Genomic DNA, 16,943 nt, shown 5'->3' with positions numbered 1-16,943 from the left:
GGCTAAGTGCCTACGTTGCGCATCCAGTCCGCGGTCTGGAAGAACGAGGTCTTGAGCCGCTCGCGCAGTTCGACGGGAACCCCGGTATCCCCCATGGCCTGGTCCATACAGGCCAGCCACTGGTCGCGCTCCAGAATGCCAATCTTGAACGGCATGTGCCGCGCCCGCAGCCGCGGGTGGCCAAAGCGTTCCACAAAGTAGTCGGGCCCGCCCATCCAGCCGCACAAAAACCAAAACAAGTGGTCACGCGCTTTATCCAGCGAGCTGCCGTGCGCAGCGCGCAGTGCAGCGTAGCCGGACTCCAAGTCCATCAGGTCGTAAAAGCGGTCCACCAGGCTGCGGATCACTGGCTCGCCGCCTATCCATTCAAAGGGGGTGATGCCGGTGGGGGTTTCGGATGTTTCTTCTGTCATGGAGCCATCAACTTTCGTATTTCAGTTTGTAGCGCGGGCGAGGCAATGTCGTCCAGGTCGCGCATGGCGGGGGCCAATTGGTCCAGCAATCTGCCAGTGGCACCCATGTCTTCAAACTGTGTTCGCCACTGGCGCAGCTCGCCCCAGATGCGGCGGATGATAGCCACCGCCGTGGTGCGCTGCGGAACAAATGCGCTGTAGGCGGACATAGCATTGTCCAGCGTGGCCAGCTTGCCTTGCAGGCCCACATGCAGATGCAGTTGGCGCTCAAATGCCACGCTGGGGCGCGGCACCACGTCGTAAAGCGGACTGAGGGACCAGCCGGGGAGTTGCGTGCTGCGCAAGAAACCGTGGTTACGCAGGTGGTCGTCATCGTTGCTGACAAAGATGTTGAACACCATGCGACCGAATAGCTCTTCGCAATTGGCGCGGATCTGGCTGGGGTGCACATGCTCGCGGATGGCTTGGGCCAGGTGGCCATAACCTTTGGCGCGAGATTCGAATTCATCACACGCCACCAGCGTCAGACCGCTGACAAAGGGCAGGCGTTGTTCTATGCCAGTGGCAGCCGCGATGCGGTCAAACCGGCGCACCAGCAATACGGACTTGCCGCCGATGTCCACGACCTTGGCTTCGGGTACCGCCAAGCCACAGCGACTGGCCAGTTGCAGGGTGCAGCTCTCGGCCCAGGCCATGTCCAAGGTGTCGCCCACGGCAGCGAACTTGGCCAGCCAAAGCACGCCCGCCTCGTCACGCACCGAGGCCTTGGGCCGCGCGCCACCCGCGCTGGGGCCGGCTCCAAATACATCGGCCAGTGCAGCAGGGATGGGCAGGCCTTGCTCAATGCGCTCGGCGGCCTCCAGCATGTAGGGCAGCGAGCGGATGGGCGCTGCTCCCGCGTGGACCGGACTGTCCAACGACTCGCGCACGTCCAACGCGCCCACGCGGTCGCTGCCCGCGCCCAACAAATAATCGGCCTCTGTCAGGCTGTTGGCAGGCACGCGGCGCTGGGCCTCGATGACGCGACGTCCCCACGCATCGGGCGCGGCATCCCGAATGCCGCCGAACTGGGTAAGCTGGTTGATGGGGAACAGCTCTGCACCGCGTACACGTGTTTTGTCGGCCAGACTCAGGCTGACAGGGTCGATGTCAAAAGCATCTGGCCGGTCGATATAACGAGTGCCATAGGCAAAACTGGAGGCCACCACATCGCGCTCTTGCGTGAGCGATAGTCGCCCGGCGGGCGCCCAGCCCTCGGTCAGGTGGGTGAATACATACAACGTGCGCTGCGGCATCAGAAGTCCAGCGACTGCAGTTCAGATGCTGACATGGGCCGCACGCGCTGGGTAGCCTCTGCCTGCGCCAGAGCGCTGAGCGAAGGGTCGCTCTCTTGCAGCAAGGCTGGCAGCGACAGCCCAGGGGCAATGGCCTCCAGGTAGCGATAAATCTGTGCCAGCGTGCGACTGGCGTCACCCTTTTCAATCAACACCGCGGTGGAACGGGACAAACCGGCACGTGCAGCCGCATCGGCCTGGCGGATTTTGCGGGCCTGCCGAAGCCGGGCGAGCTTGTCACCCAGCGCCTGGGCCTCTGCCAGATGCTGCGGTGTCAAAAGAGGCCGCTCTTCGTATTTCATGTCCGTAATTTCAATCTAAATCTAATTAAAGACTGATATTACAGACAAATTTACAAAACACAAGTGTGGCGTGTAGTCGTTTTCGCTTCGATGGAAGCCATTTTGGCTACACCAGCTGTGTTGCATCCATTTTCAAGTCAAATCAGCCTCTAGCGCCCATGGATATTGCGCAAGCAGCTATCAAAAGTATAGTAAATCAGGTAGCCGCGCGGCGCAGAGTCTCCACCACCGGGCGGCGCAGCACATCGCGCAGGCCCCACCACCCAGCGGCCAGGGCCAGCACCGCGCCGGCCAAAGCGCCTACCAGCGGCACCCAGAGCTGCACGGTCCAGTCGAACTCGAACACAAAACGCGCCAGCGCCCAGCCCACCGCGGCAGCCACAATGGAAGCTAGGAAGCCCGCCAACAGGCCCACACCGGCCAGCTCGGTGCGCTGCACCTGGCGCAGCAGGCTGCTGCCCGCGCCCACGGCGCGCATGATGGCGAACTCGCGTGCGCGGTCCTCGCGCGTAGCAGTGACTGCGGCAAACAGCACCACCAGGCCGGCGGCCAGCGTAAAGCCAAACAAAAACTCCACTGCACGGATCACCTGATCCAGCACCCGCTGCACCTGGTTGATGGTGCTGGTCATGTCCACATTGGTGATGTTGGGAAACGCACGCACCAGCGCGTTGTCAAAGCCCTTGGTCTCGGGCGCCTTGAAGGCGCCCATGTAGGTGCTGGGCACGTCCTTGAGCACACCCACCGGGTACATCACAAAGAAGTTGGCGCGCATGGAGCCCCAGTCCACCTTGCGCAGCGAGGTGATCTTGGACTCGGTCTGCACCCCGCCAATGTCAAAGCGCAGGCTGTCGCCCAGCTTCAAGTTCAGCGTCTTGGCAATGCCCTCTTCCACACTCACGGCGCCCTCTTCGTCCTCGGTCCAACGGCCGGCAATCACATCGTTGTGCGGCGGATTTTTGCTGCTGTGGGAGAGGTTGAATTCACGGTCTACCAGGCGCTTGGCACGGTCTTCGGTGTAGTCGTCGGGGGACACGGCCTTGCCGTTCACGGCCACCAGGCGGCCGCGGATCATGGGGTACCAGTCGAACTTGGTCACGCCACCGTCGGTCAGTGCCTTCTGGAAGGCCTCGGACTGCTCGGGCATCACGTTGATGACAAAGCGGTTGGGCGCATCGGGCGGCGTGGCCTTGCGCCAGCTGCTGATCAGATCGGTACGCAACAGCACCAGCAGCACCAGTGCCAGCAAACCGACCGACAGCGCACTCACCTGCACCACGGTGTAGGCCGGACGGGCCGAGATTTGGCGTGTGGCCAGCACCAGCCAACGCGGGGCCGTGGCCTCGTTCACGCTCTTGCGCAACACCTTCACAGCCACCCAGCTCAGGGCGGCAAACACCAGCACGGCCGCCGCAAAACCGCCCACGGCAATCAGGCCCAGCAGCAGGTCGCTGCTCACCGTCATCAACAGCGCGGCAAAACCCGCCACACCAATCGCCAGCACCCCCAGCGACGCGGGGCGCAGGTTGCCCACATCCCGGCGGATCACACGCAGCGCAGGCACCTGGGCCAGCTGCAACACAGGCGGCAAACCAAAGGCCATGAGCAGCGTGAGCCCCATGCCCACGCCCAGTAGCACCGGCCACAGCGATGCCGCAGGCAAGGCCGCATCCACCAGCCCCGCCAGCAGCGCCACAAACAGGTAATGCACACCAAAGCCCAGCGCCACGCCCAGGCCGCTAGCAAACAGGCCCACCAGCGCAAACTCAAACGCGTAGGCGCTGGCAATGGTGCGCTGGGACAGGCCCAACACGCGCAGCATGGCGCAATCGTCCAGATGGTTGGCGGCAAAGGCGCGCGCGGCCAAGGCCACCGCCACCGCGCTGAGCAAGGCGGCCAAGAGCGCCACCAAGCTCAAGAACTTTTGCGCCCGGTCCAGCGTCTGGCTCATCTCGGGGCGGCCGCTTTGCAGCGACTCCACACGCACGCCACGCACCCCGCCCTTGACTTGGGCATCGGCCCAGTCGACAAAACGTTTCACGGCAGGCTCGTTACCCGCCACCGCCAGGCGGTAGTTCAGGCGACTGGCCGGTTGCACCAGGCCGGTGGCGGCCAGGTCGGGCTGCGAGATCATGACGCGCGGCGCAAAGTTCATGAAACCGCCGCCGCGGTCGGGCTCGATCACGATGATGCGGTCTACGGTGAACTGGCTGTCGCCCAGCAACAGCGTGTCGCCCACGTTCAGGCCAATGGCTTCCAGCAGCGGCGCATCCACCCAGGCTTTGCCTTTGGCGGGTGTGTCTTTGGTGGGCGCGTCCGGGCCGTCGGCAGCCGTGCTCACACGCAGGCTGCCACGCAGCGGGTAACCCGGCTCCACCACCTTGAGCGCCACCAATTTGGCCGCCCCACCCTGCGCGTCACTGGCGCGGGCCATGGTCGGGAAGCCCAGCGTGTGCACGATCTGCAGGCCCAAGGCGCGGGCCTGTGCCTCAAAGGCTTCGGGCGGCGGGTTGTCGCTGGAGATGACGGCATCGCCTCCCAGCAGCTGGCGCGCATCGCGCTGCAGGCCGCCCTGCAAGCGGTCGGCAAAAAAGCCCACCGCGGTCAGCGCCGCCACCGCCAGCGTGACGGCCAGGATCAGCAGGCGCAGTTCGCCCGAGCGCACATCGCGCCACAAGGTACGCCAGCCCAGGGCAAAAAAAGACAATTTCAAGGGAAGCTCCTCAGGGAAGGCACACACGCCCCGCAAGTAGCCCATTATTCACCCCGCCCCCTATTCCCCAGAGCCTTAGGGGCCAGCGGAGCCAGGCGTGGGCCGACTCAGGGGGTGTAGAGGACTGCGCGTGGTGCGCGGCACAAGCCCCAGAGCTGCAGGCCAGCGTGCTGCGCCATGGCCACGGCCAAGTCGGTGGGAGCCGAAATGGTGGCCAGCAGCGGTACCTGCAGACGCACACACTTGCGCACCAGCTCGTGGCTGGCGCGGCTGCTCATGAGCACCCAGCCAGGCTCACCCTGCGGCCCCAGGCGGCCGCTGCGGGCCAGTGTGCCCAGCAATTTGTCCAGCGCGTTGTGGCGGCCCACGTCTTCCATCAGCAGCGTCACCTCACCCTCCGGCGTGGCCCAGGCCGCGGCGTGCAGCGAGCCGCAGACCGCGTTGAGCACTTGCCGCGGCGCCATGGCCTCGAACGCGCGCAGCACCGTGGCCACGGGCAGCGCACGCACCCAAGGTTGCTCGGGAATGCGGGGTGGCGCCAGGTCTAGCGCCTGCAGGCTGTCCAGCCCGCACACGCCACAACCGGTGCGGCCCGCCATGCTGCGGCGCTGGTCTTTCAGGCGGGCAAAACAGGGGGTGGCAATCTCCAGCTGCACTTCCAGCGCGGGGCTGCCGTCCATCTGCACCGGCAGTACTTCCATGCCAAAGCACTGGCTGGCGTGGTCCAGAATGCCTTCGCTCAGCGCAAAGCCCAGGGCAAAGGCTTCCAGGTCTTGCGGCGTGGCCATCATCACCGTGTGTGAGATGCCGTTGAACACCAGCGCCACAGGCACCTCGGCCGCCAAGGTGTCGCTCAGCAGCAGCCCGTCGGGCTGGCGCAGCACCTGGCTGCGACTCAGCGGGCCGGGCAGGTCCACCAGCGTGTCATCCATGGCTGCGTTGCGCACAGTGCTGGCGCCCGGCCTCGGTCAGGCTCACCACCCAGCGCCCCTCTTCATGGCGCATATGCACCCAGCCCGGCCCGACCTGGCCGCCCAGCACCGCATCGCCCATAAGCGTGAGGGCCCGCATCACCACGCTGGCCCCCACGCCCAGGCGTTTGCCCAGGCGCGGAATCGAGACCGGAGCCCCATCCTCTGCCAAGGCGCGCAGCAAGGCGCCAGACAAGTCCTCACTCATGCGGCCTGCGCCTCCTTGCGCTGGTGAGGCAGCATGAGCACAGGAATGCATTTGGACGTGGGCGTGCCCGCATTGGCCGCCACCGAGGACAGGGGCACCAGCGGGTTGGTCTCGGGGTAGTAGGCGGCCACACAGCCGCGCGGGATGTTGTAGCTCACCAGCTTGAAGCCGTCGGCGCGGCGCTCCTCGCCATCGTCCCACACGGTCTGGAAGTCGATCCAGTCACCATCTTTCATACCCAGCGCGCGGATGTCTTCAGCATTGGCAAACACCACGCGGCGCTGGCCGTAGACGCCGCGGTAGCGGTCGTCGGCACCATAGATGGTGGTGTTGTACTGGTCGTGCGAGCGTGTGGTCATCAGCGCAAACACAATCGCGTCACCCTTGCGCTCGCGGGCACGCTGCAACGGCGTGCCGGTGGGCACCTGGTGGGTTTTGAACACGGCCTTGTGGCTCGCGGTGTTCCACACCCGTTCGCTGGCGGTGTTGCGCAGGCGAAAGCCGCCGGGCACTTTGACGCGCTGGTTGAAGTCTTTGAAGTCGGGGAACACGGCCTCGATCTTGTCGCGGATGCGGCTGTAGTCTTCCAGCAGCCAGAGCCAGGGCGTCTGGCTGCGGCCCGCCAAAGTAGCAGCGGCCAGGCGGGCCACGATGGCCGGCTCGGACAGCAACTGCTCAGACGCGGGTGGGTTGATCCCCACCGAGATGTGCACCATGCTCATGGAGTCCTCCACCGTCACGCCCTGCACGCCAGCGGCCTGCATGTCGATCTCGGTGCGGCCCAGGCAGGGCAAGATCAGCGCGGCCTTGCCATGCACGATGTGGCTGCGGTTGAGCTTGGTGGTCACATGCACCGTCAGGTCGCAGTTGCGCAGCGCCTTCCAGGTCTGCACGGTGTCGGGCGTGGCGGCGGCAAAGTTGCCACCCAGCGCAAAAAACACCTTGCCATGGCCGTCGAGCATGGCCTGGATGGACTCCACCGTGTTGTAGCCATGCGCGCGCGGGGGTTCAAAACCAAACACCTTCTGCAGGTTGTCCAGCAGCGCCACCGGCGGTGCCTCCCAAATACCCATGGTGCGGTCGCCCTGCACATTGCTGTGGCCACGCACCGGGCAAGGCCCGGCGCCAGGGCGGCCGATGTTGCCGCGCATGAGCAGCAGGTTGACGATCATCTGAATGGTGGCCACCGAGTTCTGGTGCTGGGTGATGCCCATGCCCCAGCAAGCAATCACGCTGCGGGCCTGGCGGTACACCTCGGCAGCGGCGCGGATCTGCTCCTGCACCAAGCCGCACTCGGCCTCCAGCAGGTCCCACGATTCGGCGCGCAGGTCGGCCAGCAGCGCATCAAAGCCCGTGGTGTGTTCTGCAATAAAAGCCTGGTCCAGCACGTCCTCGCCCTGGTCTTGCAGCTCCACCAAGTGTTTCATCATGCCTTTGACAAAGGCAAAGTCGCCGCCAATGCGCAGCTGAAAATAGTGGGTGCTGATCTGCGTGTCGCCGCCCGTGGCCATCTGCAGCTTGTCCTGTGGGTCGGCAAAACGCTCCAGCCCACGCTCGCGCAGCGGGTTCAGGCTCACAATGCGCGCGCCGCGCTTGGCGGCCTGGCGCAGCTCACCCAGCATGCGTGGGTGGTTGGTGCCAGGGTTCTGGCCGAAGATGAAGATGGCGTCGGCCTGCTCAAAGTCGTCCAGCGTGACGGTGCCCTTGCCCACACCCACGCTCTCGCGCATGCCGGTGCCGCTGGGCTCGTGGCACATATTGGAGCAGTCGGGGAAGTTGTTGGTGCCGTACTCGCGCACAAACAGCTGGTACAAAAAAGCGGCCTCGTTGCTGGCGCGACCCGAGGTGTAGAAGATGGCCTCGTTCGGGTCGGGCAGCGCATTCAGGTGTTTGGCAATCAGCGCAAAGGCGTCGTCCCAGGCGATGGGTAAATATTTGTCAGTCGCCGCGTCATAGACCATGGGTTCGGTCAGGCGGCCCTGGTCTTCCAGGTAAAAGTCGCTTTGTGTGGCCAGCTCGGCCACGGTGTGCTGCGCAAAAAAATCAGCCGTCACACGGCGTGCGGTCGCCTCGGCGGCCACGGCCTTGGCGCCGTTTTCGCAAAATTCAAACGTGGAGGCATGGTTGCGGTCGGGCCAGGCACAACCCGGGCAGTCAAAACCATCGGGCTGGTTTGCGGACAGCAGGGTCTTGGCTCCCTTGATGGGAATGTCCTGCTTGAGCAAGGCCTTGCCCACACTGCGCAAGGCACCCCAGCCACCGGCCGGGCCGTTGTACAACACCACTTTCTGCTCACTCATATCACCCCCAGTCGTTACTGCCCCAAAGGGCAGACAGGCGCGGAAAAAAGTCTCCGCGCCTGCCTTGGTTAATACCCGCAATCCTCGCCTCAGCGCAATGCCCAACCCAAAGCCTGTTTTGCAAGTGGGGGTAAGGCTGCGCACAGCGGGGAAAGCGGTCTTCGTTACGTGTCTGCCGTTATCGGCCGATCAGGCAAAGAACTTGGCCACGCTCAGCAAGGTGCGGTACACACCCCATGCCAAGGGCAGGCCCACGGCCAACCAGGCAAAAGCCACCACCCAGGTAGGAATGGTGTCTGCGCCGCCAGAGCTGGTGCCAACTTCCGATGCCGCAGCACGCTCGTGCGCCAGCTTCTTCTCATCTGCCAGTTCAGCGTCGGTCATGAACCACTTGTTGTCCAGCGGACGCACCAGCAGGTTGCAGATCAAGCCCACCACCAGCATGCCCACCAGGATGTACATGGTCTGGTTGTAGACCTGTTCACGCGGAAGGCCCAGACCCAACTGGTACTCACGCATGTAGTTCACCACCACCGGGCCCAACACGCCAGCGGTCGCCCAGGCGGTCAACAAACGGCCGTGGATCGCGCCCACCATCTGGGTGCCGAAGATGTCCGCCAGGTAGGCGGGCACGGTGGCAAAGCCGCCGCCGTACATACTCAAGATCACGCAGAAGGCACCCACAAACAGCACAATGCTGCCTGCTGCAGCGCTGCCGGGAACGCTGAAGTACATCAGGCCACCCAACACGAAGAACACGATGTAGGTGATCTTGCGACCCATCTTGTCGGACAGACTGGCCCAGAAGAAACGGCCACCAATGTTGAACAGCGAGAGCAGCGCAGTAAAGCCGGCGGCCACCGTGGCAATTGCGGCCAGCTGGGTTTTGTCCAGCTCACCGAATTTGGCGGGGATACCGATCAAGGAACCGCCGAACACTTCTTGCAACATGGGCGAAGCCATACCGATCACACCGATGCCGGCGCTCACGTTCATGCACAGCACCATCCAAATGAGCCAGAACTGGGGAATGCCCCAGACCTTTTTCACGTGCACATGTTTTTGCGTGATCATGGCGTTGTTCACCTGTGCGGGCGGAGGGGTCCAGCCTGCGGGCTTCCAGCCAGTTTCGGGCACGCGGTAGCCAAAGGCACCGGCCATCATGAACACAAAGTAGATCAACGCCATCACCACGAAGGTCTGCATCACGCCCACATCGGTGGGGGTGGCAAAGTACTTCATCAGGTCAGCCGCCAGCGGGGAGCCGATCATGGCACCGCCGCCAAAGCCCATGATGGCCATGCCGGTGGCCATGCCACGGCGGTCCGGGAACCACTTGATCAGCGTAGATACGGGCGAGATGTAGCCCAGGCCCAGGCCAATGCCGCCAATGACGCCGGAGCCCAGAATCATGAGCCAGAACTGGTGGGTCTTGATACCGATGGCAGAGATCAACATACCGCCACACCAGCACACCGCCGACACCACGCCGGCCTTGCGCGGACCTGCACGTTCCAGCCAACCGCCCCATGTGGCAGCGCTGGAACCCAGCAACACAAAGAACAGCGTGTACATCCAACCCAGGGTGGAGATTTGCCAGTCACAACTGGTGGTGAACAGCTGCCCCCAGAAGCCGACATCGGGAGCGCATTTGATGGCGTCCTTGATACCTAAAGCTTTGGACAGGGGCAACCAGAACACCGAGAAGCCATAGGCCATGCCGATGCACAAGTGAATGGCCAGAGCGGCTGGGGGTACCAGCCATCGGTTGAAGCCGGGACCGGCAATGATCCGTTCCTTATCGAGTAATCCAGACATTAAGTCTCCTTTGGGATTGATGAAAACACTGGCTCACCAGCATCCAACGTGGCGGGCCGAAGTGTCACAGGTCAAGCCGGATGAATCCAATTGATTCATCACATGCATTGATTCAAAAAATAAATGCTGCACAGCAGCATTTATGAATGGGTCTTGAAGCTGTTAACTGCCGCGCCCAGGGTGTGAGCTTGGTCGCGCATCTTCATGGCGGCGGCGGCGGCTTGCTCCACCAGCGCCGCGTTTTGCTGCGTCATCTGGTCGATCTCGGAGACGCTGCGGTTCACGCTCTCGATGCCAGCGCGCTGCTCCTGGCTGGCATGGGCAATGCCGTCGATGTAGCGCACCACTTCAGAAATGGAGCCAGTGATGTGCTCCATGGCCTCGCGCGTCTTGTCTACCAGGGTGCTGCCAGCGGCCACGCTGCTGACCGACGCACTGATGAGGTCCTTGATCTCGTGGGCGGCATTGGCCGAGCGCTGCGCCAGGCTGCGCACCTCGGATGCCACCACCGCAAAACCACGCCCCTGCTCGCCAGCACGGGCGGCTTCCACCGCAGCGTTCAGGGCCAGGATGTTGGTCTGGAAAGCAATGCCTTCAATGAGCGCAATGATGTCGTTGATCTTGTGGGCGCTGGCCGAAATCTGCCCCATGGTGTGCACCACCTGCTGCACCACAGCACCGCCGTTGCTAGCCACCCCGGAAACTGACGCGACTAGGCTGTTGAGCTGGGCCGCCTGATCGGCCGTTTGCGCCACAGTGGCGGTCAGCTCATGCACGGCAGAGGCCGCTGCATTCACTTCGCTGGCCTGTTTTTCCGTGCGATTGGCTAAGTCCACGTTGCCATCGGCAATTTCGTTGGTGCCCATGGACACCACGGACGCGGAGCCACGCACCTTGTCGATCAACACCGTCAGCCCCACATTGATGCTGTTGATGGCCAACAGCACCTGGCCAATGTCGTCGCTGGAGTTGACATGCACCTGCTGGGTCAGATCGCCAGAGGCCATGCGCTGCGAAGCCGCCCTGCCCGCACTGAGAGGCCGGGCCACAAAGTGGTTCATGAGCCCATAGGTGCTGATCCACAACAGCACCAGCATCACGGCGGCCATCCCCCATTCCATGGGTTGGTCCAGCTGTCCGCCCAAGCCAAGAAATATGGCTTGCACCACCGCATACACCGTGGAAACACGCCATGCCATGGCGGCCGACAAACCCATGCCGGGCGAGGCGGTGATGTCCAGCCCCACAAACAAAATTCCGATCACACGGCCCGAGGCATCGTGCACCGGCTCGTAACGCGTCAGGTACTGCTTGCCAAAAATGGTGGCGTACCCCAGATGTGCACGACCTTGTAACAAATCGTTATAGGCCGGCTGCGACCGGTCCAAAGGCGTGCCGATCGCACGCTGACCGTCCTGCTTGCGCACCGAGGTGGTGATGCGGATGAAGTCATCGCCATCGCGCACAAACACCGTGGCCACCAAACCAGTGGCCTGGCTAAAACCATCGGGCAGTGCGAAGTCGAGATTGAGGGTGTGCTGGCCATTGCGCAGCACAGCGACCTGGCGGTCTTGCACCAGCACACGCTGCTTGCCATCCAGAGAAAAAACGCCTGGCAGGCTGGCAGCGAACTTGCGGGCCGCCGCATTGACCCGCCGTGCGGGACCGGTAAAAGGAAACATCGATGTCCAATCCAAAACTGCAGGACCTCCCCCGCAGACTACGAAATAACCTTTAAAAACCAGGGTCGCTAGCCGGCGTTTGTACACCAGTTTGCTTGACCAAAATCAATTAAAACGGTAACAAAAGCCCGCTATATGTCGCCGCATGGCGCAACCATGCGGCATCGTGCGCCAGCGCCTGGGCGGCCTCCATCGCCCTGGAAGGCCGCACCTGCGCATGGCTCATAAAACCGATGGGCGTGAGCACCTGCGGGCTCTCCAACGGCAGTGCCTCCAGCTCACGGTAGCCACGCACTGCCGCCACCAATGCCCCCGGCATCACACTGCACACCTGCCCGTCCACCACGCTCAAGGCCATGGTCAAGATGGAGTTGGTTTCAATGCTGGCCTGCACCTGGCAGCCCACACTGGCAAAGGCGGCGTTAACGATGGTGCGGTTGTGCATGTCGGGCGTGAGTAAGCACAGAGCGTGCCCAGCGGCGGCCTGCCAAGTGAGTGGCGCCCCCACCTGCAATTCAACCGCATGTGGCACGGCAGCACGACGTAACAAAAAGTAATGTTCCACATACTGCGGCAGGGCCTTGAGCTTGCCGCCACGCAAGCCCATGCGCTCGGTGTAACCCAGGCCCAAATCGATCGAGAGGTTGTCCAGCCGGTTCTCCAGCTCCGACGAACTAAGGGACAGCACCACAGGCATGATGCCCGGGTGGCGTGCCTGCAGCATGGCGGCAAAACGCGCTGCAATCGGCATGGCCGTGGGCACCGCCCCGATGGTCAAGCCACCGGCCGGGCGGTCCACCGTGCTCTTGAGTGTTTGCTGCAACACCAACTGTTCATGCAGCATGCGCTGCGCAGCCGACAGCACCTGCTCGCCCTCCTGGGTCAGCCCTGCAAACGTGCGCCCCCGGTGAACAATCACCACCCCAAACTCCTCCTCCAGCGCACGCAAGGCATTGGAGAGCGCGGGCTGGGTGATGTGACAGGCCTCGGCAGCGCGCGCAAAGTGGCGGTGCTCATTCAGCGCCACCAAGTATTTCATGGAAGCCAGAAGGTTCATGTCGCAAAGTCCGGTGGTTGAGGGGAGCGCGATTATGCGGGCGCGCCTGCTATTCTTGCCCCGCCATGAACACCTCCACCGCACTCGACACCCTGCTCAGCCGCTATTCGCTGGGCGTGAAACACCTGACCGAACCCGCCCCCGATACCGCCCAGCTGCAGACCATGGTGGCCGCTGCGCTGCGCGCGCCCGACCATGCCGAGCTGGTGCCGTTCCGGCTGGTGGTTGTGCGGGGCGCTGCGCGCGACCGGCTGGCCGATCTGTTTGCCGAGCATGCCCAGCGCAAGGGCAAAGACGCGGAAGGCGTGGCCATGGAACGCGAGCGCGCCCTGCGTGCACCGGTGACGGTAGCGGTGCTGGCCCGCATCGACCTGGGCCACCCGCTGGTGCCCGCGCACGAGCAGTGGATGTGTGTGGGTGGTGCCGTTACCAACTTTTTGAACGCGGCCCATGCGCTGGGTTTTGCCGGCAAGATGCTCAGCGGCGACAAGGCACGCGCGCCGCACATCGCCCAGGCCTTTTGCGAGCCTGGCGAAACCCTGGTGGGCTGGATTGCGCTGGGCACGCCCACGCGCACACCGCACGGCGAAGCACGCAAAGACACGACACAAGCGCTACGTTTTTGGTAGCTGCTCGCGCAATATCCATGGGCCTTATAGCCCTATTTCATCTAAAAATCAGCTGTTCTTGCTGATCGTGATGGTGGGGAACTTGCTGGAGAAGTCTTTGGCCTGCGCTGCAATCTTCACGGCCACCTGGCGCGCCATGCGTTTGTAGATGTTGGCCACCTCGCCATCGGGCTCGGCCACAACGGTGGGGCGGCCGCTGTCGGCCTGTTCACGGATGTGCAAGGCCAGCGGCAAGGCGCCCAGGTAGTCCATGCCGTAGCCCTCGGCCATCTTCTTGCCGCCGTCGGCACCAAAGATGTGTTCTACATGGCCGCAGTTGGTGCACACGTGCACGGCCATGTTTTCCACAATGCCCAAAATCGGCACGCCCACCTTCTCGAACATCTTGATGCCCTTCTTGGCATCCAAGAGCGCAATGTCCTGCGGCGTGGTCACCACCACGGCGCCGGTCATGGGCACGCGCTGGCTCAGCGTGAGCTGGATGTCGCCGGTGCCGGGTGGCATGTCGACGATGAGGTAGTCCAGGTCTTTCCAGTTGGTCTGGCGCAGCAGCTGCTCCAGCGCCTGCGTGGCCATGGGGCCGCGCCAGATCATGGCCTGGTCGCCATCGACCAGAAAGCCGATGGACATGACCTGCACGCCATGGTTGCGCATGGGGTCCATGGTCTTGCCGTCGTCGGACTCGGGGCGGCCTTCAATACCCATCATCATGGGCTGGCTGGGGCCGTAGATGTCGGCGTCCAGCAGGCCCACGGTGGCGCCCTCGGCGGCCAGGGCCAAGGCCAGGTTGGCAGCGGTGGTGCTCTTGCCCACGCCGCCCTTGCCGGAGGCCACGGCCACGATGTTCTTCACACCGGGCAGCAGCTGCACACCACGCTGCACGGCATGCGGAATCACCTTGGTGCTGGGCGTGATTTGCACGCTGGTGACACCGGGCACCGTCTTGGCGGCGGCGCTCAGCGCGTCCACCATCGCGGGCCACTGGCTCTTGCACGGGTAGGCCAACTCCAGGTCCAGGCGCACGTCGCCGCCCTGTAGCGTGAGGTTCTTGAGGGCCTTGGCACTGGCAAAGGTCTGCTGGGTGTTGGGGTCGATGACGCCTTGCAAGGCGTCGTGGATAACTTGTGCGGTCACGGACATGAATGAAAACTCCTGAATGCTGGGAGTCTATCGAACTGCTAGGGTTTACCCCGCGCATTTAACTGTTTACAAGCCCGGGCGGCTTTTCATAATGGACCCATGCACCAAGCCCCACCACCCCCGCCCACCACTGGCCTGCTGCTGACCGGTGGTGGCGCCCGCGCGGCCTACCAGGTGGGCGTGCTCGAAGCCATTGCCGACATCCGCCTGGCCTGTGGCGCGGGTGACCAGCCCAACCCCTTCCCCATCATTGCAGGCACATCCGCCGGTGCCATCAACGCCGCCGCGCTGGCCTGCGGTGCCGACAACTTTGACACCACGGTGCGCATGATTGCCCACACCTGGCGCAACTTCCGCGCCGAGCAGGTCTACCGCGCCGACCACCTGAGCATGCTGCGCTCCGGTGCGACTTGGCTCACGCTGCTCTCGGTAGGTTGGCTGCTGGCCAAGTGGCGGCGCATCAAGCCACGCTCGCTGCTGGACAACACACCACTGGGCGAGCTGCTGCACAAGCTGGTGCCGCTGGAGCGCATCCCTGACCTGGTGCGCGAGGGGCATCTGCAAGCGCTGGCCGTCACCGCATCGAGCTACAGCACGGGCGACCACGTCACGTTTTTTGAGGGCGACAAGCGCCTCATGCCCTGGGTGCGCACGCAGCGTTTTGCGGTGCGCGACCGCATCACCCACGCGCACCTGCTGGCGTCCAGCGCCATCCCGTTTGTGTTTCCGGCCACGCAGTTGCACATCAACGGGCGCGACGAGTACTTTGGCGACGGCTCCATGCGGCAGAGTGCGCCCGTGGCACCCGCTATTCATTTAGGTGCAGAGCGCATCCTGGTGGTGGGCGCCGGGCGTATGCACGAGCCCAAAAACGAAGCCCACCTGCACACCACCAACACCTACCCCAGCATCGCCCAGATTGCCGGCCACGCGCTGTCCAACATCTTTTTGGATGCGCTGGCAGTGGATGTGGAGCGGGTACAGCGGGTCAACCAGACCATCAAGCTGGTGCCCGAAGAAGCGCGCAAGGCCAGCGCCCTAAAACCCGTGGAACTGCTGGTGATTGCCCCCAGCCAGCGCCTGGACGCCGTAGCCTCGCGCCACGTGGGTGACCTGCCACACGCCGTGCGCACCATGCTGGGCGGTGTGGGCGTGTCGTCCCAAAAGGCGGATGTGAAAGGCGCCGCACTGGCCAGCTACCTGTTGTTTGAAAGCGGCTACACCAGCGAGCTGATGGCCCTGGGTTACGCAGATACCCAACGCCAGCGCGCCGAGGTCTGCAAGTTCTTTGGCTGGGTAGACCCCGAGGCCATCACCGAGCCCGGCGCCCTGGCCTCCACCACCCGGCCTGAGCGACGCTTGGACCCACTGCGCCTGCGCTGATCAATCGATCGAGGGGCATCCCGGCGGCAGCTTGGGCATGCCCTCGTTGTTGGTGTGTTCGTCCAAAAAATCTAGAAACCGCCGCACCGCCGGCACCATGCCGCGGCGCGACGGATACACCGCGTGGAAGATGCCGCGCGGCGGCGCCCAGCCCGGCAGCACATGCACCAGGCGGCCTTCTTCCATCTCACGCCGGCACATGTAGTCGGGCAAAAAACACATACCCGTGCCCTGCAGCGCCGCATATTTCAGGGTCAACAGGTCGTCAGCCACATAACGCGGCTGGTGCACCAAGGTATGCACCGCGCCGCCGGGGCCATGCAGCACCAGCGTGGCACGCCCATCCACCGCAGACATGGAAATCGTGTCCATGCGCGCCAAGTCATCGAGTGAGGCCGGCTGCCCCTGGCGCTCCAGCTGGAGCGGGCTGGCCACCAGCACCGTGTTGGACTCGCCCAGCTTCTTCACCACCAGGCTGCCGCTGTCGTCCAGCGTGGGGCGCACGCGCAGGGCCACATCCACCCCTTCCTCCACCAGATCGACCACCCGGTTGCTCACCCGCATGTCCACCCGCACGAGAGGGTGGCGCGCCAGAAACAGCGCCATGATGGGCCCCACCGTGCTCTGCGCCAGCGTCACCGGGCAGGCCACGCGGATGGTGCCGCGCGGCTCAGTCTGTACCTGCTCCACCGCCTCGGCCGCGGCCTCGGCCGCATCGCGCATGGCGATGCAGTGGCGCAGGTAGACCTCGCCCACCTCGGTGACCGAGAGCTTGCGTGTGGTGCGCTGCAGCAGGCGCACGCCCAGCCGGGTTTCCAGCTCGGCCACGCGGCGCGAGAGCTTGGATTTGGGAATGCCCAGATGGCGGCCTGCGGCCGCAAAACCGCCGCGTTCCACCACCTCGGCGAAGTACAGCATGTCGTTGGTGTCTTGCATGTCAGCCTCTTCATTGTTCCAAATTCAGGACAATCTAACGCAAATATGCCAACTTAT

At 63.8% G+C, this 16,943-nt stretch carries 14 protein-coding genes; 2 read left to right on the top strand and 12 right to left on the bottom strand.

Features of this window, described 5'->3' with window-relative positions:
- Positions 1–2: 2 nt before the first annotated feature.
- The 10 genes from AC097A_RS15920 to AC097A_RS15875 all read right to left on the bottom strand — a co-directional run bounded on the left by AC097A_RS15920 (position 3) and on the right by AC097A_RS15875 (position 12,798).
- Positions 3–413 carry a group II truncated hemoglobin gene (locus AC097A_RS15920; RefSeq protein WP_479621584.1) on the bottom strand — a complete coding sequence of 137 codons (411 nt, stop codon included), beginning with the start codon at positions 411–413 and terminating at the stop codon, positions 3–5.
- A complete protein-coding gene (locus tag AC097A_RS15915) occupies positions 410–1,708 on the bottom strand; it encodes a type II toxin-antitoxin system HipA family toxin (RefSeq protein WP_479621583.1) in 1,299 nt (432 codons plus the stop codon). The genes AC097A_RS15920 and AC097A_RS15915 overlap by 4 nt, the downstream gene beginning before the upstream one ends.
- Positions 1,708–2,049, bottom strand: coding sequence for a helix-turn-helix domain-containing protein (locus tag AC097A_RS15910; protein ID WP_479621582.1), 342 nt, complete (start codon positions 2,047–2,049; stop codon positions 1,708–1,710). Before AC097A_RS15910 ends, AC097A_RS15915 begins: the two co-directional genes overlap by 1 nt.
- Positions 2,050–2,245: 196 nt before the next feature.
- Positions 2,246–4,762 carry an ABC transporter permease gene (locus AC097A_RS15905; RefSeq protein WP_479621581.1) on the bottom strand — a complete coding sequence of 839 codons (2,517 nt, stop codon included), beginning with the start codon at positions 4,760–4,762 and terminating at the stop codon, positions 2,246–2,248.
- A gap of 107 nt (positions 4,763–4,869) precedes the next feature.
- On the bottom strand, positions 4,870–5,694 hold the full coding sequence (fdhD, locus tag AC097A_RS15900) for a formate dehydrogenase accessory sulfurtransferase FdhD (protein ID WP_479621580.1): 825 nt from the start codon (positions 5,692–5,694) through the stop codon (positions 4,870–4,872).
- Entirely contained in the window at positions 5,687–5,941 is a 255-nt protein-coding gene (locus AC097A_RS15895) for a hypothetical protein (protein ID WP_479621579.1), read from the bottom strand. The genes fdhD and AC097A_RS15895 overlap by 8 nt, the downstream gene beginning before the upstream one ends.
- On the bottom strand, positions 5,938–8,241 hold the full coding sequence (locus AC097A_RS15890) for an FdhF/YdeP family oxidoreductase (protein WP_479621578.1): 2,304 nt from the start codon (positions 8,239–8,241) through the stop codon (positions 5,938–5,940). Before AC097A_RS15890 ends, AC097A_RS15895 begins: the two co-directional genes overlap by 4 nt.
- 189 nt (positions 8,242–8,430) lie before the next feature.
- Positions 8,431–10,059, bottom strand: a complete 1,629-nt coding sequence (locus AC097A_RS15885) for an OFA family MFS transporter (RefSeq protein ID WP_105260141.1) — start codon at positions 10,057–10,059, stop codon at positions 8,431–8,433.
- A gap of 140 nt (positions 10,060–10,199) precedes the next feature.
- Positions 10,200–11,741, bottom strand: coding sequence for a methyl-accepting chemotaxis protein (locus AC097A_RS15880; protein WP_479621577.1), 1,542 nt, complete (start codon positions 11,739–11,741; stop codon positions 10,200–10,202).
- A gap of 109 nt (positions 11,742–11,850) precedes the next feature.
- Positions 11,851–12,798, bottom strand: coding sequence for a LysR family transcriptional regulator (locus AC097A_RS15875; protein WP_105260143.1), 948 nt, complete (start codon positions 12,796–12,798; stop codon positions 11,851–11,853).
- A gap of 65 nt (positions 12,799–12,863) precedes the next feature.
- Between AC097A_RS15875 and AC097A_RS15870 the strand changes: the two genes are divergently transcribed.
- Positions 12,864–13,427: a nitroreductase family protein gene (locus tag AC097A_RS15870; RefSeq protein WP_315473599.1), complete on the top strand. Its 564-nt coding sequence runs from the start codon at positions 12,864–12,866 to the stop codon at positions 13,425–13,427.
- A 48-nt stretch (positions 13,428–13,475) separates the two neighbouring features.
- Here AC097A_RS15870 and apbC read toward each other — a convergent pair whose 3' ends face one another.
- Positions 13,476–14,567, bottom strand: a complete 1,092-nt coding sequence (gene apbC / locus AC097A_RS15865) for an iron-sulfur cluster carrier protein ApbC (RefSeq protein ID WP_479621576.1) — start codon at positions 14,565–14,567, stop codon at positions 13,476–13,478.
- 99 nt (positions 14,568–14,666) lie between these two features.
- Between apbC and AC097A_RS15860 the strand changes: the two genes are divergently transcribed.
- Positions 14,667–15,950, top strand: a complete 1,284-nt coding sequence (locus AC097A_RS15860; RefSeq protein WP_315478663.1) for a patatin-like phospholipase family protein — start codon at positions 14,667–14,669, stop codon at positions 15,948–15,950.
- Here the strand turns inward: AC097A_RS15860 and AC097A_RS15855 are convergent, their stop codons facing one another.
- The gene (locus tag AC097A_RS15855; protein ID WP_315848012.1) at positions 15,951–16,886 is read right to left on the bottom strand and encodes a LysR substrate-binding domain-containing protein; all 936 of its coding nucleotides are present in this window, start codon (positions 16,884–16,886) and stop codon (positions 15,951–15,953) included.
- Between the last annotated feature and the right edge of the window lie 57 nt (positions 16,887–16,943).

The sequence above is a fragment of the Rhodoferax sp. XS2R6 genome (assembly GCF_056521365.1).
Note: the sequence above shows the minus strand (reverse complement) of the source record. Positions and strands in the feature narration are given on the sequence as shown.

Bases quoted from the DNA above. Each gene is read 5' to 3' on its own strand.
- AC097A_RS15920 (WP_479621584.1), bottom strand. From the start codon at position 413: ATGACAGAAGAAACATCCGAAACCCCCACCGGCATCACCCCCTTTGAA.
- AC097A_RS15915 (WP_479621583.1), bottom strand. From the start codon at position 1,708: ATGCCGCAGCGCACGTTGTATGTATTCACCCACCTGACCGAGGGCTGG.
- AC097A_RS15910 (WP_479621582.1), bottom strand. From the start codon at position 2,049: ATGAAATACGAAGAGCGGCCTCTTTTGACACCGCAGCATCTGGCAGAG.
- fdhD (WP_479621580.1), bottom strand. From the start codon at position 5,694: ATGGATGACACGCTGGTGGACCTGCCCGGCCCGCTGAGTCGCAGCCAG.
- AC097A_RS15895 (WP_479621579.1), bottom strand. From the start codon at position 5,941: ATGAGTGAGGACTTGTCTGGCGCCTTGCTGCGCGCCTTGGCAGAGGAT.
- AC097A_RS15890 (WP_479621578.1), bottom strand. From the start codon at position 8,241: ATGAGTGAGCAGAAAGTGGTGTTGTACAACGGCCCGGCCGGTGGCTGG.
- AC097A_RS15885 (WP_105260141.1), bottom strand. From the start codon at position 10,059: ATGTCTGGATTACTCGATAAGGAACGGATCATTGCCGGTCCCGGCTTC.
- AC097A_RS15880 (WP_479621577.1), bottom strand. From the start codon at position 11,741: ATGTTTCCTTTTACCGGTCCCGCACGGCGGGTCAATGCGGCGGCCCGC.
- AC097A_RS15875 (WP_105260143.1), bottom strand. From the start codon at position 12,798: ATGAACCTTCTGGCTTCCATGAAATACTTGGTGGCGCTGAATGAGCAC.
- AC097A_RS15870 (WP_315473599.1), top strand. From the start codon at position 12,864: ATGAACACCTCCACCGCACTCGACACCCTGCTCAGCCGCTATTCGCTG.
- apbC (WP_479621576.1), bottom strand. From the start codon at position 14,567: ATGTCCGTGACCGCACAAGTTATCCACGACGCCTTGCAAGGCGTCATC.
- AC097A_RS15860 (WP_315478663.1), top strand. From the start codon at position 14,667: ATGCACCAAGCCCCACCACCCCCGCCCACCACTGGCCTGCTGCTGACC.
- AC097A_RS15855 (WP_315848012.1), bottom strand. From the start codon at position 16,886: ATGCAAGACACCAACGACATGCTGTACTTCGCCGAGGTGGTGGAACGC.